Annotated in this window: 20 protein-coding genes; 10 read left to right on the forward strand and 10 right to left on the reverse strand. The window is 73.7% G+C overall.

All coding sequences use genetic code 11. The annotated features are described in order from the left end of the window. Positions 1 to 3 precede the first annotated feature (3 nt). The 3 genes from K7G60_RS24665 to K7G60_RS24675 are packed head-to-tail and all read left to right on the forward strand — an operon-like array spanning position 4 to position 2,087. The gene (locus K7G60_RS24665) at positions 4 to 603 is read left to right on the forward strand and encodes a restriction endonuclease subunit S (RefSeq protein ID WP_225803128.1); all 600 of its coding nucleotides are present in this window, start codon (positions 4 to 6) and stop codon (positions 601 to 603) included. 46 nt (positions 604 to 649) lie between these two features. Further along, positions 650 to 1,111, forward strand: a complete 462-nt coding sequence (locus K7G60_RS24670) for a Fur family transcriptional regulator (RefSeq protein ID WP_225803129.1) — start codon at positions 650 to 652, stop codon at positions 1,109 to 1,111. Between the two features lie 10 nt (positions 1,112 to 1,121). Beyond that, entirely contained in the window at positions 1,122 to 2,087 is a 966-nt protein-coding gene (locus tag K7G60_RS24675) for a folate-binding protein YgfZ (protein WP_225803130.1), read from the forward strand. Here K7G60_RS24675 and dtd read toward each other — a convergent pair whose 3' ends face one another. Beyond that, on the reverse strand, positions 2,088 to 2,513 hold the full coding sequence (dtd, locus tag K7G60_RS24680; protein WP_225803131.1) for a D-aminoacyl-tRNA deacylase: 426 nt from the start codon (positions 2,511 to 2,513) through the stop codon (positions 2,088 to 2,090). It lies immediately after the preceding gene. Between the two features lie 141 nt (positions 2,514 to 2,654). On the opposite strand from dtd, the gene K7G60_RS24685 reads away from it, so the two are divergent. From K7G60_RS24685 to K7G60_RS24700, 4 genes are all read left to right on the forward strand, one after another. Continuing rightward, positions 2,655 to 3,269, forward strand: coding sequence for an ABC transporter substrate-binding protein (locus K7G60_RS24685; protein ID WP_225803132.1), 615 nt, complete (start codon positions 2,655 to 2,657; stop codon positions 3,267 to 3,269). A gap of 56 nt (positions 3,270 to 3,325) precedes the next feature. Then, complete coding sequence (locus tag K7G60_RS24690) at positions 3,326 to 4,570, forward strand: GNAT family N-acetyltransferase (RefSeq protein WP_225803133.1); 1,245 nt, start codon at positions 3,326 to 3,328, stop codon at positions 4,568 to 4,570. 37 nt (positions 4,571 to 4,607) lie between these two features. Next, entirely contained in the window at positions 4,608 to 5,267 is a 660-nt protein-coding gene (locus K7G60_RS24695) for a TetR/AcrR family transcriptional regulator (RefSeq protein WP_374115672.1), read from the forward strand. 85 nt (positions 5,268 to 5,352) lie between these two features. Then, positions 5,353 to 7,389: an AAA family ATPase gene (locus tag K7G60_RS24700; protein ID WP_225803135.1), complete on the forward strand. Its 2,037-nt coding sequence runs from the start codon at positions 5,353 to 5,355 to the stop codon at positions 7,387 to 7,389. Here the strand turns inward: K7G60_RS24700 and K7G60_RS24705 are convergent. The 6 genes from K7G60_RS24705 to K7G60_RS24730 form a co-directional block, all read right to left on the reverse strand. After that, positions 7,304 to 8,296 (reverse strand): YafY family protein, encoded by a 993-nt coding sequence (locus K7G60_RS24705; RefSeq protein ID WP_225803136.1) that lies wholly within the window; start codon positions 8,294 to 8,296, stop codon positions 7,304 to 7,306. The genes K7G60_RS24700 and K7G60_RS24705 overlap by 86 nt on opposite strands. Then, on the reverse strand, positions 8,293 to 9,759 hold the full coding sequence (locus K7G60_RS24710) for an MFS transporter (RefSeq protein WP_225803137.1): 1,467 nt from the start codon (positions 9,757 to 9,759) through the stop codon (positions 8,293 to 8,295). The genes K7G60_RS24705 and K7G60_RS24710 overlap by 4 nt, the downstream gene beginning before the upstream one ends. 89 nt (positions 9,760 to 9,848) lie before the next feature. Then, positions 9,849 to 10,334 (reverse strand): MarR family winged helix-turn-helix transcriptional regulator, encoded by a 486-nt coding sequence (locus K7G60_RS24715; protein WP_225803138.1) that lies wholly within the window; start codon positions 10,332 to 10,334, stop codon positions 9,849 to 9,851. Between the two features lie 432 nt (positions 10,335 to 10,766). Further along, complete coding sequence (locus K7G60_RS24720; protein ID WP_374115673.1) at positions 10,767 to 11,351, reverse strand: DinB family protein; 585 nt, start codon at positions 11,349 to 11,351, stop codon at positions 10,767 to 10,769. A 58-nt stretch (positions 11,352 to 11,409) separates the two neighbouring features. After that, positions 11,410 to 11,826 (reverse strand): VOC family protein, encoded by a 417-nt coding sequence (locus K7G60_RS24725; protein ID WP_225803139.1) that lies wholly within the window; start codon positions 11,824 to 11,826, stop codon positions 11,410 to 11,412. Between the two features lie 10 nt (positions 11,827 to 11,836). Beyond that, positions 11,837 to 12,307 (reverse strand): helix-turn-helix domain-containing protein, encoded by a 471-nt coding sequence (locus K7G60_RS24730; RefSeq protein ID WP_225803140.1) that lies wholly within the window; start codon positions 12,305 to 12,307, stop codon positions 11,837 to 11,839. Between the two features lie 92 nt (positions 12,308 to 12,399). Between K7G60_RS24730 and K7G60_RS24735 the strand changes: the two genes are divergently transcribed. The 3 genes from K7G60_RS24735 to K7G60_RS24745 all read left to right on the forward strand — a co-directional run bounded on the left by K7G60_RS24735 (position 12,400) and on the right by K7G60_RS24745 (position 13,860). Beyond that, on the forward strand, positions 12,400 to 12,789 hold the full coding sequence (locus tag K7G60_RS24735) for a helix-turn-helix domain-containing protein (protein WP_225803141.1): 390 nt from the start codon (positions 12,400 to 12,402) through the stop codon (positions 12,787 to 12,789). A 37-nt stretch (positions 12,790 to 12,826) separates the two neighbouring features. Then, positions 12,827 to 13,423: a hypothetical protein gene (locus K7G60_RS24740; RefSeq protein WP_225803142.1), complete on the forward strand. Its 597-nt coding sequence runs from the start codon at positions 12,827 to 12,829 to the stop codon at positions 13,421 to 13,423. Positions 13,424 to 13,512: 89 nt separating this feature from the next. Then, positions 13,513 to 13,860 carry a DUF2516 family protein gene (locus tag K7G60_RS24745; protein ID WP_225803143.1) on the forward strand — a complete coding sequence of 116 codons (348 nt, stop codon included), beginning with the start codon at positions 13,513 to 13,515 and terminating at the stop codon, positions 13,858 to 13,860. 37 nt (positions 13,861 to 13,897) lie between these two features. On the opposite strand, the gene K7G60_RS24750 is transcribed toward K7G60_RS24745, so the two are convergent. From K7G60_RS24750 to K7G60_RS24760, 3 genes are all read right to left on the reverse strand, one after another. After that, positions 13,898 to 15,133: a PP2C family protein-serine/threonine phosphatase gene (locus K7G60_RS24750; RefSeq protein ID WP_225803144.1), complete on the reverse strand. Its 1,236-nt coding sequence runs from the start codon at positions 15,131 to 15,133 to the stop codon at positions 13,898 to 13,900. A gap of 356 nt (positions 15,134 to 15,489) precedes the next feature. Next, the gene (locus K7G60_RS24755) at positions 15,490 to 16,539 is read right to left on the reverse strand and encodes a C40 family peptidase (RefSeq protein ID WP_225803145.1); all 1,050 of its coding nucleotides are present in this window, start codon (positions 16,537 to 16,539) and stop codon (positions 15,490 to 15,492) included. A gap of 334 nt (positions 16,540 to 16,873) precedes the next feature. Further along, entirely contained in the window at positions 16,874 to 17,668 is a 795-nt protein-coding gene (locus K7G60_RS24760) for a trans-aconitate 2-methyltransferase (RefSeq protein WP_225803146.1), read from the reverse strand. Positions 17,669 to 17,740 lie beyond the last annotated feature (72 nt).

The following is a 17,740-nucleotide window of genomic DNA, read 5'->3' on the forward strand; positions in this document are numbered from 1 at the left end:
ACGGTGCCCCTGGGCGAGATCTGCGACGTCCAGAGCGGGATGCCGGCGCTGAAGCCGGACCAGTACGCGGCCGAGGGGCTGCCCGTCATCCATCCCGTCGACCTCGTCGACCACCGGCTGACGGCGTCGCCCTCCCGCCACGTGCCCGTGCACGAGGCGGAACGGCTGAGGAGGTATGCCGTCACCGTCGGCGACCTCCTCATGACCCGGTCAGGGACGGTCGGACGTGTCGCCCTGACAACCCCGGACGAACAGGGGTGGCTGCACGGCCCGTCGCTGATCCGGCTCCGGGTGCGCACGCCCGAGTCCGTCGACCCGGAATACCTTCTGGCCTTTCTCTCCTCGTCCGCCTCACAGGAATGGATCGGCCGTGCCGCGGCCGGATCGACCATTCAGCACCTCTCGATGCGCCTGCTCGCCGAGCTCCCCGTACGCCTGCCGGGTCTGGCGGAACAGCGGCGGGTGGGGCGGACGCTCAGGGCCCTGGACGAGAAGATCCGGGCGCACGAGGCCGTGGTGCGTGCGACGCGGGAGCTCCGCGACGCCCTGACGGACACGATGACGAGGGGCGGGGAGCACGACGCGGAGGCTTCGGACCGGTGACTCTGCGGGGGCCCGGCGCGGGGCCGTCCCTCCTACACTGGGGGGCGTGGTGAGCACCGACTGGAAGAGCGACCTGCGGCAGCGCGGCTATCGGCTGACGCCGCAGCGCCAGCTTGTCCTGGAAGCCGTGGACAGGCTGGAGCACGCGACCCCGGACGACATCCTCGGCGAGGTCCGCAGGACGGCCTCCGGGGTGAACATCTCCACCGTGTACCGGACCCTGGAGCTCCTGGAGGAGCTGGGTCTGGTCAGTCACGCGCATCTGGGGCACGGCGCCCCGACCTATCACCTCGCCGACCGGCACCACCATCTGCACCTGGTCTGCCGGGACTGCTCCGAGGTGATCGAGGCGGACGTCGAGGTGGCCGCCGAGTTCACCGGGAAGCTCCGCGAGACCTTCGGGTTCGAGACGGACATGAAGCACTTCGCGATCTTCGGCCGGTGCCGGGACTGCTCGGGCAAGGGCCTGGACGAGGACTCCGGCAAGGACGCCGCCGCCGGGTCGTAGGCTCTCTTACATGAAGAGCCCTCTGTTGTCCCTGCCCGGCGCCGTCCCCGCCGAAGGCCGCGACGAAGGCGTCGCCGCGCACTACGGCGACCTGTTCCGCGAGCAGCGAGCCCTCGCCGAGGGCGACGGCTTCGTCGACCTCTCGCACCGGGGGGTCGTCACCGTCTCCGGCGACGACCGGCTGAGCTGGCTGCACCTGCTCGTCACCCAGCACATGACCGAGCTGCCGCCCGGGCAGGCGACCGAGGCGCTGATCCTCTCCGCGAACGGGCACATCGAGCACGCCCTGTACCTCGTCGACGACGGCGAGACGGTGTGGGCGCACGTCGAGCCGGGGACGCGGGCCGAGCTCATCGCGTACCTGGAGTCGATGAAGTTCTTCTACCGGGTCGAGGTCGCCGACCGCACGGAGGACTTCGCCGTCGTCCACCTGCCCGCCGGCTCCATCGCCGAGGTGCCCGAGGGCGCCGTCGTACGGGAGACCCCGCACGGCCGCGACCTGTTCCTGCCCCGCACCGAGCTGGAGTCCTTCGCGGCCTCGCACGGGCCGGCCGCCGGGATCCTGGCGTACGAGGCGCTGCGGGTCGAGGCGCACCGGCCGCGGCTCGGCTTCGAGACCGACCACCGGACCATCCCGCACGAGGTCGGCCTCATCGGCAGCGCCGTCCACCTCCAGAAGGGCTGCTACCGGGGCCAGGAGACCGTCGCCCGGGTGCAGAACCTGGGGAAGCCGCCGCGCCGCCTGGTCTTCCTGCACCTGGACGGCAGCGAGGTCCTGCTGCCCGCCCACGGCACCCCGCTGCGGCTGGCGTCCGACGGCGAGGAGGGCCGTCAGCTCGGCTTCGTCACGACGGCCGTCCGCCACCACGAACTGGGGCCGATCGCCCTGGCGCTGGTGAAGCGGAACGTCCCGGTGGACGCTCCGCTGATCGCCGGCACGACGGCGGCGGCCCAGGAGACGGTCGTCGAGCCCTGATCACACCTCCAGCAGCACCGTGAACGGGCCGTTGTTCGTGAGGGAGACGCTCATCTTCGCTCCGAAGCGGCCCGTCTCCACGTGGGCGCCCAGTTTGCGGAGCTGGGCGACGACCTCGTCGACGAGGGGTTCGGCGACCGGGCCGGGGGCCGCGGCGTTCCAGGTGGGGCGGCGGCCCTTGCGGGCGTCTCCGTAGAGGGTGAACTGGGAGACGACGAGCAGCGGCGCGTTCACGTCGGAGCACGACCTCTCGTCGTCCAGTACCCGGACGGACCAGAGCTTTCTGGCCAATTGGGCGGCCTTCTCCGGGGTGTCGTCGTGGGTCACCCCGACCAGGACGCACAGCCCTTCGCCGGCGATCTCCCCGACGGTCTCCCCTGCGACGACGACGCTCGCGCCGTCGACCCTCTGCACCACTGCTCGCATGCGCACCAACCTACCGAGCGGGCCCCGGGCCGAAGGACGAGGGGCCGAACGGGTGCAGAGCGCCTGCACGCGCGCGGGCAGGAGTGGCACCATGCGTGTGAGGCGGTGCGGCCGACCGCACCGGTCGAGGGGACGATTCTCATGAGTGCACCTGGCACCGGGCCGACGCCGTCCGGTCCCGTACCGCTGATCCGCTCCGGAGCCCGGGGCGGGGGACAGGGCGGAGGACCCGTGACGCGCCCACCCGCGCAGCGGGCCGTCGAGCCGGCGGACCGGACGCAGCCCGACCTCGGTGCCCTGCGGCTGCCCGAGCTGCGGGCGCTGCGCCGGGACGCGCAGAGCGACGAGGCCGATCTGAGCTACGTGCGCCGGATGCTCCAGGGCCGGATCGACATCCTGCGGGCCGAGCTGGCGCGGCGGACCGATCCGGAGGCCCCGGTCCTCGACCGGCTCTCCGAGATCCTGGCCGACGTGCCCTCGCGGCACCGCAGTTCGGCGCGGCACGTGACGCTGTCGACCCCGCGCGGCGAGGAGTACCGGCGGCTCGCGAACGAGATGCTGTCGGAGGTCGAGCTGTCGGACCTGACGGCCCGGACGGACGACGAGCTGCACGCGGCTATGGGCAGGCTCGCGGGGTACGAGCAGCAGGTCTCGCGGCGCCGGCAGCACCTCCAGCGGACCGCCGACGACTGCAGCGCGGAGATCGCCCGCCGCTACCGGGAGGGCGAGGCGCAGGTCGACGACCTGCTGGCCTGACCGGGGCCGGGAAAAGTCGGGTGCGGGGCCGGCCGCGCCGTGCGTAGGGTCGGAAGATGACTGTCGACGTGCGCGCGGTGACGGAGTCCGAGTTCCACGACTGGCAGCGGGCGCTGCGCACCGGCTTCCTCAGGACCCCGGTGGTCTCCGACGAGGAGGTCGCGGACCGGCTGGCCCACGCGGACCTCGCCCGGACGCTCGGCGCCTTCGACGGGGGCCGGATCGTCGCCACCTTCCGGTCCTTCCGGCAGGAGGTCAGCACGGTCGGCGGGGGCAGCCTGACCGCCGACGCGATCACCCAGGTCACGGTCTCGCCGACGCACCGCAGGCGCGGGCTGCTGAGCCGGATGATGTCCGCGGACCTCGCCGCGGCGAAGGAGCGGGGCGACGCGATCGCGACCCTGATCGCCGCCGAGTACCCGATCTACGGTCGGTTCGGTTTCGGTCCGGCGAGCTGGACCACCGAGTGGAGCGTCGACGTGAACCGGGCGGGTCTCGATCCGCGCCGCTCGGGCCGCCCGGAGGACGGCGGCAGGATCGACCTGACGGACGGCGACGAGATCCGCGAGGTGGGGCCCGGGGTGCACCGCCGGCTGGCCGGCGTCCGCGCCGGGGTCACCCACCGCGACAAGCGGGACTGGGAGCGCGGCACCGGGCTCGGCTACCAGAGCGATCCGTGGCGGGAGCCGTACTACGCGGTGTACCGGTCGGCCTCCGGCGAGGTCGGGGGATACGTCGCGTACACCGCCGACGACAAGTGGGACGACGCGAAGCAGCCGGTGAACACGGCGACCGTGCGGGACCTCGTCGCGGTCACTCCGGCCGCCGAGCGTGCCCTGTGGCACTACATGTGCTCGATCGACTGGATCGCCACGGTCCGCTCGGGCTACCGGGCGCCGGACGACCCGCTGCCGCTGCTGCTGCCCGATCCGCGCGCGGCCAGGGTGCTGACGCACGCGGACATGCTGTGGGTCCGGGTCCTGGACGTGGTCCGGGTCCTGGAGGGCCGGACGTATCCGGTGGAGGACGGCCTCGTCCTGGAGGTGCGGGACGCCGACGGGCTCGCCGGCGGGCGCTTCCGGCTCGACGCGTCCCCGGCGGGCGCGTCCTGTGTCCGTACGGCCGGGCCGGCCGATCTCGCCCTCGACGTCGCGGAGGTGGGCACGCTCGCGTTCGGTGACGAGTCCGCGGTACGGCTGGCCCGGCTGGGGCGCGTGGAGGAGCTGACGCCCGGTGCGGCCGCCCGTGCCGATCTGCTGTTCCGCACTCCGCTGCGGCCCTTCTCGCCCGACGTCTTCTGAGGCCCGGGCGCCGTCGGCGCGGCCTTCCGGACCTAGGATGGCCGTCCTACGAAGGAGGCGCCCGGTGGCGGAGGACGGTGTGACCGGCCCGGCCGGTCTTCGCGAGCGGAAGAAGGCGCGGACCCGGCGGGCCCTGTCGGACGCGGCCATCGCGCTCTTCCTGGAGAAGGGCTTCGACGCGGTGTCCGTCGCGGAGGTGGCCGCCGCCGCCGAGGTCTCGAAGCCGACCCTCTTCCGCTACTTCCCCGCCAAGGAGGACCTGGTCCTGCACCGGTTCGCCGACCACGAGGACGAGTCCGCGCGCGTGGTGGAGGCCGGGCGGGCGCGGGGTGCGGCGCCGCTCGACGCGCTGTACGAGCACCTGGTGGACGGGCTGGAGCGGCGCGATCCGGTCACCGGGCTCTGTGACGTGCCGGCGGTCCTGGCGTACCACCGGCTCCTGTACGGGACGCCGGCCCTGCTCGCCGGGATCCACGGCTACCAGCAGCGGTCGGAGGAGGCCCTCGCGCGGGCGCTCGGCGGCGATCCGCTGCCGGCGCGGCTCGCGGCCGGGCAGATCGTGGCCGTGCTGCGGGTCCTGGCGAACGAGAACGTGGTGCGGCTGACGGCCGGCGAGACCGTGGACGCGGTGGCGGGGGACGCGGTGGCGGCGGCGGAGGCGGCGTTCCGGTCGCTGCGGGAGGGGCTGCCGTACTGATCGTCCGGGAGGGGCCGTCCTCCGGCCATCGATGCGACCAAGTAAAAAATGTAACCCGGTAACACTTTCCGCTAGGCTCGTCGGAATGACGTCACCGGACCATGAGCTCGCCCGCGAACGCTCCCACCACGACGCCTGCCGCGCCGCCCTGATCCGCATGACCGAGGACGTGGCCGAGCAGGTCGTCACCGGCGAGGACGTCGCCGCCTCCGGCGCCGACGCCGAAGCGCTCGGCTACCACCTGCGCAGCCGCGCCAAGGAGATGGGCGAACAGCCGCCCGGACCGCTGTTCTTCGGCCGCCTCGACCGCGAGGACGGCCAGATCCACCACATCGGCCGCCGCCGGATCGCCGAGCACCCGGCCGCCCCGCCGCTCGTCGTCGACTGGCGCGCGCCCGTCTCCCGCGCCTACTACCAGGCCGGCGCCCACGACCCGCAGGGCGTCCTGCGCCGCCGCCGCTTCGGCTGGGCCCCGAACAGCGCCGGCGCGACCGAGGACCTGACCGCCCTGGAGGACGAACTCCTCGCGGACGGCGGGGGCGGGACGGTGAGCGCCCTCGTCACCGGCGAGATCGAGCGCCCCCGCGTGGGCCCCATGCGGGACATCGCCGCCACCATCCAGCCCGAACAGGACGACCTCGTGCGCTCCGAGCCGGCCGCCTCCCTGTGCGTGCAGGGCGCCCCCGGCACCGGCAAGACCGCCGTGGGCCTGCACCGGGCCGCGTACCTCCTCTACACGCATCCGCAGCGGATCCGCCGCTCCGGCCTCCTCGTCCTCGGCCCCCACCGGGCCTTCCTCTCGTACATCGCCGAGGTGCTGCCCTCGCTCGGCGAGACCGGGATCCGGCAGGCCACCCTCGACGAGGAGATCGCCCGCCATCAGGTCCGGGCCGAGGACGACGAGGCGGCGGCCCGGGTCAAGCACGACGCCCGCATGGCCGGGCTGCTGCACCGCGCGCTGTACGGCAGGGTCGACGCGGCCCCGGCGGAGGACCTGGCCGTCCCCGACGGCTCGTACCACTGGCGGCTTCCCGCGGCGGAGCTCGCCGCGATCGTCTCGGCGGTACGGGAGGAGGCCCCGCCCTACGCGACCGGCCGCGAACGGGTCCGCGCCCGCGTCGTCCGGGCCCTCCAGCTCCGGGCCGAACGCCGCTCGGGGCCGATGGGCGCGGCCTGGGCGCGGCGGATCGAGCGGGCGCGGCCGGTGACGGCGTTCCTCGACCGGTGCTGGCCGAGGACGACACCGGAGGAGGTCCTCACGGAGGTACTGACGGATCCGGCCGGTCCGGCGCTCGAAGGGGGCCTGACGGATGCCTCCGGTCCGGCGCTCGCGGGGGGCGGATTCACCGGGGCCGAGCTCGCCGCGATCCGCTGGGCGCGGCCGCCCCGCTCGTACCGCTCGGCGCGCTGGACCGCCGCCGACCTCGTCCTCCTCGACGAGCTCGCGGGCCTGATCGAGCGCCCCGAGAGCTACGGGCACGTCGTCGTCGACGAGGCCCAGGACCTCTCGCCCATGCAGTGCCGGGCCATCGCCCGTCGCACCGAGTTCGGTTCGCTCACCGTCCTCGGGGACCTCGCCCAGGGCACCACCCCGTGGGCGGCCCGCGACTGGCACGAGCAGCTGGCGCACCTGGGCAAGCCCGGGACGCCCGTCGTGCCGCTGACCCTCGGCTACCGGGTGCCGGCGGCGATCGTCGACCTCGCCAACCGGCTCCTGCCGCTGCTCGGCGCCGACGTGCCCGCCGGACGTTCGGTGCGCCGGGACGGCGAGGTGACGGTCCACCGGACGACGGACCTGGCCACCGGGGCCCGCGAGGCCGTGCGGGCCGCGCTCGCGGCGGAGGGCTCGGTGGGGGTCGTCACGGCCGATCACCTCGTCGACGCGGTGGCCGAGGAGGTGAAGGGGTACGGGGAACGGGTGACCGTGCTGCCCGCGACCGTCGTCAAGGGCCTGGAGTTCGACCACGTCGTGGTCGTCGAACCGGCCGCCATCATGGCGGCCGAGGCGCGCGGCGCGAACCGGCTGTACGTGGTGCTCACCCGGGCGGTGTCGCGCCTCGCGCTGGTGCACGAGCGGGAGCTTCCGGAGTTCCTGGCGCCGACTCCCCGTACAGCGCGGTGAGTTCGGCGCCGATCCGGGCGAGGGCGGTGCGTGCCCCGGGCGGGTCGAGGGGCTCCACGCGGGCGCCGAGACCGGCCAGCCGGGCGGCGATCACCTCGGGGGAGGGGCCGTCGGCCTCGAAGGGCGTCCAGCCGTCCGGGCCGCTCTCCCCGTACCGTACGCGCCCGCCGAGCAGGCCCTCCAGGACGGACTCGGTGTCCGGCGCGGCCCGGCCCCGGACCGTCGCGGCGACCATCCGGTCCTCCATGCGGGCGGCGAGCGCGCGCCAGGCGGTGGCGAGGTCGAAGCCCTCGGGACGTGCGGCGGGGGCGCCGGTCTCGGCCACCGAGGTGACCCGGCCGACGCGGAAGGCCCGCAGGCCCTCGGCCGTGTCCGCGAGGAGGTAGCGGACCCCGGACTTCGCTGCGATGCCCAGCGGCTGGACGGTCCGCTCGCGCGGGGCGCGGCCGGGACGCGCGTACCCGATGCGCAGTTCCCTGGCGTCGACCACGGCCCGCTGGAGCAGGGCCAGTTGGGCTTCCTCGGTCTCCGCGCCCGTCCAGTCGGTGCCGTCGGCGATCCCGGCGCGGGCGGCGGCCTCGGCGCCCTCGCGGAGGGGAGCGGGGAGGGCCCGGACGAGCTTGCGGAGGGCGGTCCTGGTCCGCGGGCTCGCATCCGCGTCGGGCCCGGTCAGCAGGAACAACTCGCGGATCTCGGGGGCGGTCAGGCCGGTCAGGTCGGTACGGGCTCCGCCGACGAGCGACCAGCCGCCGCCCTGTCCCGCCCGCGAGTACACCGGGGTCCCGGCGCTCGCGAGCGCTTCGAGGTCCCGGCGGGCCGTGCGCTCGGACACGCCCGGTTCGGCGGCGGTGACCCGCCGCCGGGTCTGGAGGAAGAGCAGGGCGGCGACGAGTCGGTCGGCTCTCATGCCGCCATTGTCATCTGCCCGTTCTCCTGCCCGTTCTCCTGTCCGGTCTTCTGCCGGTGCTTCTCGGCGGCCGGGCGCAGGACGGTGAGGGCGATGCCCAGGGCGAGGAGGAGGAGACCGGCGCCGACGCCGAAGGCGAGGTGGTAGCCGCCCGTCAGCGCCTCGGGTCCGGGCCGGCCGGCCGCCGTGAGGGACTCGGTGCGGGCGGCGGCCAGGGTGGAGAGGACCGCGACGCCGAGGGCCATGCCGATCTGCTGGGTGGTGTTGAAGACGCCGGAGGCCAGGCCGGCGTCCTCCTCCCGCGCGCCGGACATGGCGAGCGCGGTGAGGGCGGGGAGCGCGAGGCCGAAGCCGGCGGCGAGCAGCATCACGGGGAGCAGGTCGGTGACGTACGAGGCGTGGACGGGGACGCGGGTCAGCAGGCCGAGGACGCCGACGAGCAGGACGAGGCCGGTGAGCAGGACGTTCCGCTCGCCGAAGCGGGCGATGAGGGGCGCCGAGACGCCGAGTGAGACGGCGCCGATGACGAGCGCGGCGGGCAGCATCGCGAAGCCGGTCCCGGCGGCCCCGTAGCCGAGGACCTTCTGCAGGTAGAGGGCGACGAGGACCTGGAAGGAGAAGAGCGCGGCGACCATCAGCATCTGGACGGCGTTCGCGCCGGCGACGTTGCGGGAGCGGAGGATCCGCAGCGGCATCAGGGGGTTCGCGGCCTTCGCCTGGCGGAGCAGGAAGCCGGCCAGGAGGACGAGGGCGAGGGCCCCGAAGCCGAGGGTGTGCACCGAACCGGCCCCGTACTCCTCGATCTTGACGACGGCGTAGATCCCGGCCATGAGGCCGGCGGTCACCAGCAGCGCGCCGGCGACGTCGGCGCCGGCCTTCAGCCCGAGGCTGCGGTCGGCGGGGAGGGCGCGGAGGGCGACGAGGAGGGTGGCGGCGCCGATGGGCAGGTTGATGAAGAAGATCCAGTTCCAGGCGAGGGCGTCGGTGAGGACGCCGCCGAGGACCTGTCCGAGGGAGGCGCCGGCGGCGCCGGTGAAGCTGAACACGGCGATGGCGCGGGCGCGTTCGCGCGGTTCGGTGAAGAGGGTGACGAGGATGCCGAGGCCGACGGCGGAGGCCGTCGCACTGCCGACGCCCTGGAGGAAGCGGGCGGCGATCAGGACGGCCGGGGAGGCGGCGACGCCGGCGAGGAGGGAGGCGGCGGTGAAGATCCCGGTGCCCGCGAGGAACATCCGCTTGCGGCCGACGAGGTCGCCGAGGCGGCCGGCGAGGAGGAGGAGCGAGCCGAAGGCGATCAGGTAGGCGTTGACGACCCAGCTGAGGCCGGCGGGGGTGAAGCCGAGGTCGCCCTGGATGGCGGGCATGGCGACGGTGACGATGCTGCCGTCGAGGACCGTCATCAGCATGCCGGTGGCGAGGACGCCGAGGGCGAGGCGGGGGCTGGGAGGCGTGGTGGCGGGCATGGGGAACTCTCCTGTCCGTCGGAGGCGACAGGAGAGACGTTAGCAGAAGGTTTTGTTGCAGACTATTTTTTACGGAACGACTGACGGTCCTATCCGCGCTGGCGGGCCCGGCGGGCGGGCGTCGGGCTCTCCACGGGGGTCTCCAGATGGCCGGTGGCCAGCCGGTCCAGGGCGCGCAGCAGGACTTCGCGCTCGCCGTCGGGGAGGGAGGTGAGGGCGCTCTCGTGGACGGCGTCGACGATCTTCTGGCTCTGGTGGGCGACTTCGGCCCCCGCCTCGGTCACCGCGATGATCCGCGCCCGGCGGTCGGTGGCGGACGGCCTGCGCTCGGCGAGGCCGGCCTTCTCCAGGGCGTCGACGGTCACCACCATCGTGGTCTTGTCCATGTCCCCGATCTCGGCGAGCTGCGCCTGCGTCCGCTCCTCCTCCAGGGCGTGCACCAGCACGCAGTGCATGCGCGCGGTGAGTCCGATCTCCGCGAGCGCGGCCGCCATGCGTGTCCGCAGGACGTGACTGGTGTGGTCGAGGAGGTAGGAGAGGTCGGGTTCGGTGCGGGTGGGGGCCATGGAAGTCATGTCCGCCAGCGTAACGAGAATCGATCCGTCACGGATGGTCGCGAAGCGGACGACTCTGCGGCGACCCCTGCCGCGCGGGCGCCGCGCCTGACGGGGTGGCGCCCCTCGCCCCGCCCGTGCGGGCCGCGCTTCCGCCCGTGTGGGCAGTCGTTCCGCTGGGGCAGGGGGGTCCCTCCTGCCCCAGCGAAGCCGAGAGCTTGGGGGAGGGTGGGCACAACGGGACGGCGCCCTCAGCGGGGCCTCGGCTCCCGCGCCTGGACCCGCACCACCAGGGAGCTGTGCACGGGGTGCGGGTTCAGGCGCGGGAGCCTCGGGCGCCGGCAAGGGCGCCGTCCGTTGTGCCCACCCGTTCCGCCCCAGCGGAACGACTGCCCACAACGGGGGTGCGGGATGGGCACCGCCAGTGGAGCGGAGGGGCGCGACGGGCCGGGGCTACACCCCCCTCGTGCCGTCGATGCGCTCCCGGAGGAGGTCCGCGTGGCCGTTGTGCCGCGCGTACTCCTCGATCATGTGGACGAGTACCCACCGCAGCGAGACCCTCCCGCGCCACGCGTCCTCGCCCGAGACGTCGAGGTGCGGCGCCTCGCGCGTGAAGCGGTCGGAGAAGTCCACCGCCGCCCGCCAGGCCTCCCAGGCCTCTTCGACGGCCGCCGGGTCGGGCGTGGCGCCGTCGAAGTCCCCGTCCGGGTCCTCCGGGGAGGAGAAGAGGGGGCGCGCGTCCTTCTGACCGGCGAGGATCTCGCGGAACCAGTGGCGTTCGACGTCGGCCAAGTGCCGGACCAGGCCGAGCAGGGACAGGGTCGACGGTTCCGCCGCCCTGAGGGCCAGCTCCTCCTCCAGGCCCGCGCACTTGAGGACCAGGGTGGCCCGCTGGTCCGCCAGGAACCCGGCGAGCATGGGCAGTTCGTCCCCGGTCGCGGGACCGGTGAAGCGCCCAGGCCCCGGGACGGCCGTCTCGTCGAGGACGTCCGCTCGCCGCCGGGGGTTCGTGATGTCGTCCAGCTCGTCAACTGTCATGCCGTTCCTCCTCGTCGGGCTCCGCACATGCTGGCACGGCGGGGCCCGGAGCGGAGGTTCAGGCCTTGGGCCGGGCGAAGCGGATCATGTTGCCGGCCGGGTCGCGGAAGGCGCAGTCGCGGACGCCGTAGTGCTGGTCGACCGGCTCCTGGAGCACCTCGCCGCCGGCCGCCCGGACGCGTTCGAAGGTGGCGTCGACGTCATCGGTGGAGAAGATCACGCCGCGAAGCAGGCCCTTGGCGAGGAGGTCCGTGACCGCCCGGCGGTCGGCCTCCGAGGCGTTGGGGTCGGGGAGCGGGGTCTCCAGGACGACCGCCACGTCCGGCTGCGCGGGCGAGCCCAGGGTCACCCAGCGCATCCCCTCGTAGCCGACGTCGTTGCGGACCTCCAGGCCGAGGGCGTCGCGGTAGAAGCCGAGCGCCTTGTCGGCGTCGTCGACGGTGATGAAGCACTGTGAGAGCTTGATCTCGTTCATGCCGTCGACGCTACGGGGAGGCGCTCGGAGCCGCTTCTCCGTTCCTGACCGGTTCGGCGCCGCGCGCGGGTCCGCCGTTCTTCACCGGCCGGGTGAGCACCTTGGCGACGCACGCGGGGATCGCGGCGTCCTCCTCGTGGCTCCGCGTGTCGTGGCTCCGCGCGCGGTACGCGCTCGGCGTCTCGCCGACCAGTTCGGTGAAGCGCGAGCTGAACGATCCGAGCGAGGTGCAGCCGACCTCGAAGCAGACCTCGGTCACGCTCAGGTCGCCCCGCCGCAGCAGCGCCTTCGCCCGCTCGACGCGGCGGGTCATGAGGTAGCTGTACGGCGTCTCGCCGAACGCGGTGCGGAAGCTGCGGGCGAAGTGCCCGGTCGACATCAGGGCGATCCTGGCCAGGGCCGGGACGTCCAGCGGCGACGCGTAGTCGCGGTCCATCGTGTCCCGCGCGCGGCGCAGGCGTTTCAGATCGTCCAGGTCCACGCCCCCAGCATGGCACGGCCCGCCCCGCCCCGGACGCGACTTTTGCAAGCGGGTGCTTGCAATAGTTAGCAGCGACTGGCATGGTCGGGGGCATGGCATCGCTCAACGTCGGCAATCTCGGCGAGTACCTCCGCGAGCAGCGGCGGACCGCGCAGCTCTCCCTGCGGCAGCTCGCCGACGCCGCCGGGGTGTCGAATCCGTACCTCAGCCAGATCGAGCGCGGGCTGCGGAAGCCCAGCGCCGAGGTCCTGCAGCAGGTCGCGAAGGCGCTGCGGATCTCCGCCGAGACGCTCTACGTACGGGCCGGGATCCTCGACGAGAAGGAGCGGGAGGAGCTGGAGACGCGCGCCGTCATCCTGGCCGATCCCTCGATCAACGAGCGGCAGAAGCAGGTGCTGCTCCAGATCTACGACTCCTTCCGCAAGGAGAACGCCGCAGATGCCGCCGCGGCCGACAAGGACGCCGTGCCGCCTTCGAGCTAGTACGTCCCAGTACGTCACATCCGGGAGGACCACCAGCATGGCCATCATCGACGAACTGCGTACCCCCCTCTACTTCGCCGCCGGCACCGCCGACCTCGCCGTGCGGCAGGCCAAGAAGGTTCCCGGCCTGATCGAGCAGCTCGCCGCCGAGGCGCCGGCCCGCATCGACGCCGTACGGAAGACCGACCCGAAGGCCGTGCAGGAGAAGGTGACCGCGCAGGCCAAGGAGGCCCAGGCCACCGTGCAGTCGAAGTTCGCCGAGGTCGTCGGCGGCCTCGACACCGACCTCAAGAAGCTCGGCGAGACCGCCCAGGACCTGGCCCTGCGCGGGGTCGGCGTCGCCGCCGAGTACGCGGTCAAGGCGCGCGAGAAGTACGAGGAAGTCGCCGCGCACGGCGAGGAGGCCGTCCGGGCCTGGCGCGGCGAGGTCGCCGAGGAGATCACGGAGATCGCCGTCGTCGTCGAGCCGGAGCCGGCGAAGAAGCCGGAGTCCGAGGCGAAGGCGGGGTCCGAGGCGAAGGCGGACGAGAAGCCGGAGGCCCGGGCGGACGAGGCCGGGAAGGCGCCCGCGCGGAAGACCACCGCCCGCAAGGCCCCCGCCAGGAAGACGGCCGTCGCCGCCGAGAAGGAGTAGGACGGGCACCAATTCGGGTACCCGGTGCGTTGTACCGGGTACCTTGACCGCGAGGCGCTCTCTCTCCATCCCCCTAGGCGGTGCTCAGCATGTTGCGCGCGGGATTCGACTCCCTTCTCTCCCTGGTGATGTTCCTGGTCTTCACCGGCTTCGCCGTCGCCGCGCTCGTCTTCGCCGCCATGGCGCGCGAGGACGCCTACCGGGCCGCCGACAAGCAGACGAAGAAGTTCTGGCTGATCATCCTGGGCGTCAACCTCGTCCTGAACCTGCTGCTGCCGATGCTGTTCCTGCAGATCGCGGGGCTGATCGCCGCCATCGTCTTCATGGTGGACGTGCGCCCCGCGCTCGCGCAGGTCTCCGGCGGAGGCCGTGGCGGCCGCCGTGGCGGCGGCTCCAGCAGCGACGGACCGTACGGCCCCTACAACGGCGGCCGGTAGGCAGGCGAAAAGCGCGAAGGCGGGACCCGGGAGGCACTCACCCCCGGGTCCTGTCCCTTTCCAGGGCCAGGACGGCGACGTCGTCCGTCAGCTCGCCGCCGTTCAGGGACCGGACCTCCGTCACGGCCGCCTCCAGGAGCTCCTCGCCCCGCAGGCCCGAGGCCAGCTGCCGGTTGATCATCTCGACCATCCCGTCCTGGCCGAGCCGCGGCGAGCCGGGGCCCGCCGAGCGGCCCTCGATGAGCCCGTCCGTGTACATGAGCAGGCTCCACGCCCCGCCCAGCTCGACCTGCCGGCGCGGCCAGCGGGCGCGCGGCAGCAGTCCGAGGGCCGGGCCGCCGTCCTCGTACGGGAGGAGGCGGGCGGCCCGCCCCTGCCGGGCGATCAGCGGCGAGGGGTGGCCGGCCAGGCAGAGCCCGGCCCGGCGCCCGTCGGGCGCGATGTCGACGGTGCAGAGGGTCGCGAAGATCTCCTCGCTCTCCCGCTCGTGCTCCAGGACCTGCTGCATCGTCGAGAGCAGCTCGTCCCCGCAGAGGCCCGCGAAGGTCAGGGCCCGCCAGGCGATCCGCAGCTCGACGCCGAGCGCGGCCTCGTCGGGGCCGTGCCCGCAGACGTCGCCGATCATGGCGTGGACGGTGCCGTCGGGGGTGCGGACGGTGTCGTAGAAGTCGCCGCCGAGCAGGGCGCGGGAGCGGCCGGGCCGGTAGCGGGAGGCGAACCGCAGGTCGGAGCCCTCCAGGAGCGGCGTCGGCAGCAGGCCGCGCTCCAGCCGGGCGTTCTCCTGGGCACGCAGCCGGGACTCGGCGAGCTTCACCTGGACGGCGTCGGCCCGCTTGCGTTCGACGGCGTACCGGATGGCCCGGCTGAGCAGCCGCCCGTCGAGCTCCTCGCGGAAGAGGTGGTCCTGGGCCCCGACGCGCACCGCCTCGGCCGCCAGCTCGGCGTCGGCGGAGGCCGCGAGCGCGAGGACCGCGTGGCGCGGCGCGAGGCGCAGGATGTGCCGCAGCGGGGCGAGCGGGTCGTCGCCCGCGGCGGCGCGGGGGCCGGGCAGCGAGAGGTCGACGAGGACGCAGTGGACGTCGTCGGTGAGGAGCCGCTCGGCCTCGGTGAGGTTCCGGGCGGTGCGTATGCGGACCCGAGTGCCGGCGGCGTCGGCCGCGTCGAGCAGTTCGGGTACGGCGAGGGCACCCGCCGGGTCGTCCTCGACGACCAGGAGAGTGAGATCGCTGCGATCGGTGCCTGTGACTGTGCCTGTCATGGGAGTGGCGTCCATTGGGGTGGTGTCGCCGGGTCCCGCAGCGGCAGAGACGTTTCTCTGGCGCGGTACGGATACGGGCATCGGTCCGGGTTTCCTTCCCTCCCCCCGAGGGTGCGCAGGGCGCCGGGTGGCGTCCCGCCCGTCCCGGACCATAGCGGTAGGGCGGTGCGCAGCGGAATGGTGATCAGCCCCTGAGAGGGCGCGCCGTGCTTGGCATATGCCGCGGAAGGGGAGGTACTTGCCCCCGTACGGTCCGCACGGGGGCTCCGGACCCATGAGAAACGTCACGCCCCGGACGTGGCTCCCGTCACGCCCGCCGGACCGCGAAGGTGGCTCGTGTCACGTCGGGCGGCCCGGTGACGGAGGACGCGTCACGTCGGGCGGACCACTCCCAGGATCTCCATCGACCCGGCGCCCGCGAGGGTCACGTTCCGCCCCGGGCGCGGCGCGTGCACGATCATCCCGTTCCCCACGTACATCCCGATGTGGCTCGCGTCCTCGAAGTAGACGATCAGGTCGCCGGGCCGCATCTCCTTGATGTCCACGTGCGGCAGGAGCCGCCACTGCTCCTGCGAGGTGCGCGGGATGTCCCGGCCGGCCGCGCCCCAGGCGCGCTGGGTCAGCCCGGAGCAGTCGTACGAACGCGGTCCCTCGGCGCCCCAGACGTACGGCTTGCCGATCTGGCCCGTCGCGAACTCGACCGCCTTCCTGCCCTCCGCGGTCGCGCCCTCCTTCAGGTCCTTGAGGACGCCGGTGCCGAGCCAGGTCGTCTGGGCCCGGTTCTGGGCCTGCACCTCCAGGAGCCGCAGCCGCTCGCGCTCCTCGGCGGCGAGCTCGGACTCCAGCTTCTTGGCGGCGGCGATCTTGTCGTTGATCTCCTTCTTCGCCTTCGCCTGCCGGACGCGGTTGGCCTCCAGCCTGGTCCAGTTGGTGCTGGCGTCCTGGGCGTACGTGTCCAACTCGGCCTGGGCGCGGGTCATCTCGCCCAGGAGGTCGTGGGTGGCCTTGGCGCCGGCCTTGAGCCGTCCGGTGGCGTCGAGGAAGAGCTGCGGGTCGTTCGTGAGGACGAGCTGCGCGCCGTCGGGGAGCCCGCCGTTGCGGTACTGGGCGCGGGCCTGGGCGCCGGCCTTGGCCTTGAGGTCCGCGATCTTCTCGCGGCCGTCCACGATCATCCGGGCGAGCCGGACGATCTCGGCGGACTGCTCCTCGGTCTTCTCCTCGGCGAGGTTGTACGCGTCGGTGGCGACGGCGGCCTTCCGGTACAGGTCGTCGATCTCCGCGCGCACCTCCTCCAGGCTCTTCTTCGGCGGGGGAGGCGGGAGCGGCGCGGCGGCGGCCTGGAGGGTCAGCGCGGGAGAGGCCAGCACGGTCAGGGCGCAGATCACGGTGATCGCGGCAGTGGCGTGGCGGCGTCGGTTCACGAGCTCCCCCTCGAGTGACCCAAATCTGATTTACCGTCAGTAACTTGATGGTGACCTGGCGATAGTGCCATGCGAAACCGGAAAGCAACAGGGGAAACAGGGGCCTGTCGGCCCCGTTCCCCTCACGGGGGACGAGTGATGTGCGTGTGGCGTTCCCCGCGTACGGGAAATTCAGCGGGAGTTGGGGAAAACGGGGGAAGGATCCGATCGGATCCCTGCCGACGCGCCGTCACCCGCGTGGCGCCGCCGCTCCTCCTCGTGCCGTCACCCGCGTGGCGCCGCCGCTCCTCCTCGTGCCGTCACCCGCGTGGCGCCGCCACCGCCCCCCGTGCCGTCACCCGCGTGGCGCCAGCGCCTCCCAGCGCACCGTCACCTCGCCCTGGCGCCAGCGGCGCGGGTCGTCCGTCAGCGGCCAGTCCGCCGCGAGGTCGCGGACGGAGCGGATCCACCGCTGCCGCGCGCCCAGCGAGGCGTACGGGGCGGCCGCCGCCCACGCCCGGTCGAAGTCCCGCAGGAAGGCGTGCACCGGCTCGCCCGGCACGTTCCGGTGGATCAGCGCCTTCGGCAGCCGTTCCGCGAGGTCCGAAGGCCGGTCGAGCGAGCCGAGCCGGGTCGCGAAGGTCACGGTGCGCGGCCCGTCCGCGTCGAGCGCCACCCACACGTGCCGGCGGCCGATCTCGTCGCAGGTCCCCTCCACGAGCAGCCCGCCGGGCGCGAGCCGCCCGCGGAGCCTCGCCCAGACGGCCGCGACCTGGTCCTCGTCGTACTGGCGCAGCACGTTCGCCGCCCGGATCAGGGCGACCCGGCCGGGCACCGGCACCTCGAAGCCGCCGTGCAGGAAGGAGAGGCCCTCCCGCTCGTACGGCTTCGCGGCCTCGACCCTGGCCGGTTCGATCTCGATGCCGTAGAGCCGGGTGCGGGGCTCGGCGGTGCGCAGCCGGGCCAGGAGCTCCACGGCGGTCCAGGGGGCGGCCCCGTATCCGAGGTCCACGGCGAGCGGCGGCTCGGGGGAGCGGCGCAGGGCGGGGCCGTGGACGGCGGCGATCCAGCGGTCCATGCGGCGCAGCCGGTTCGGGTTGGTGGTCCCGCGGGTCGGAGTGCCGACGGGGCGGGTGGTGCGCGGGGCCATGCCATGAGCGTAAGGGGTACGGGGGAGGGGGCGGGCCCCCGGCCGGGGGCCCGCCGGGGCCGGGATCCATAC

Origin of the sequence: Streptomyces sp. NK15101, from assembly GCF_020400725.1 — a bacterium.
GTDB lineage: Bacteria > Actinomycetota > Actinomycetes > Streptomycetales > Streptomycetaceae > Streptomyces.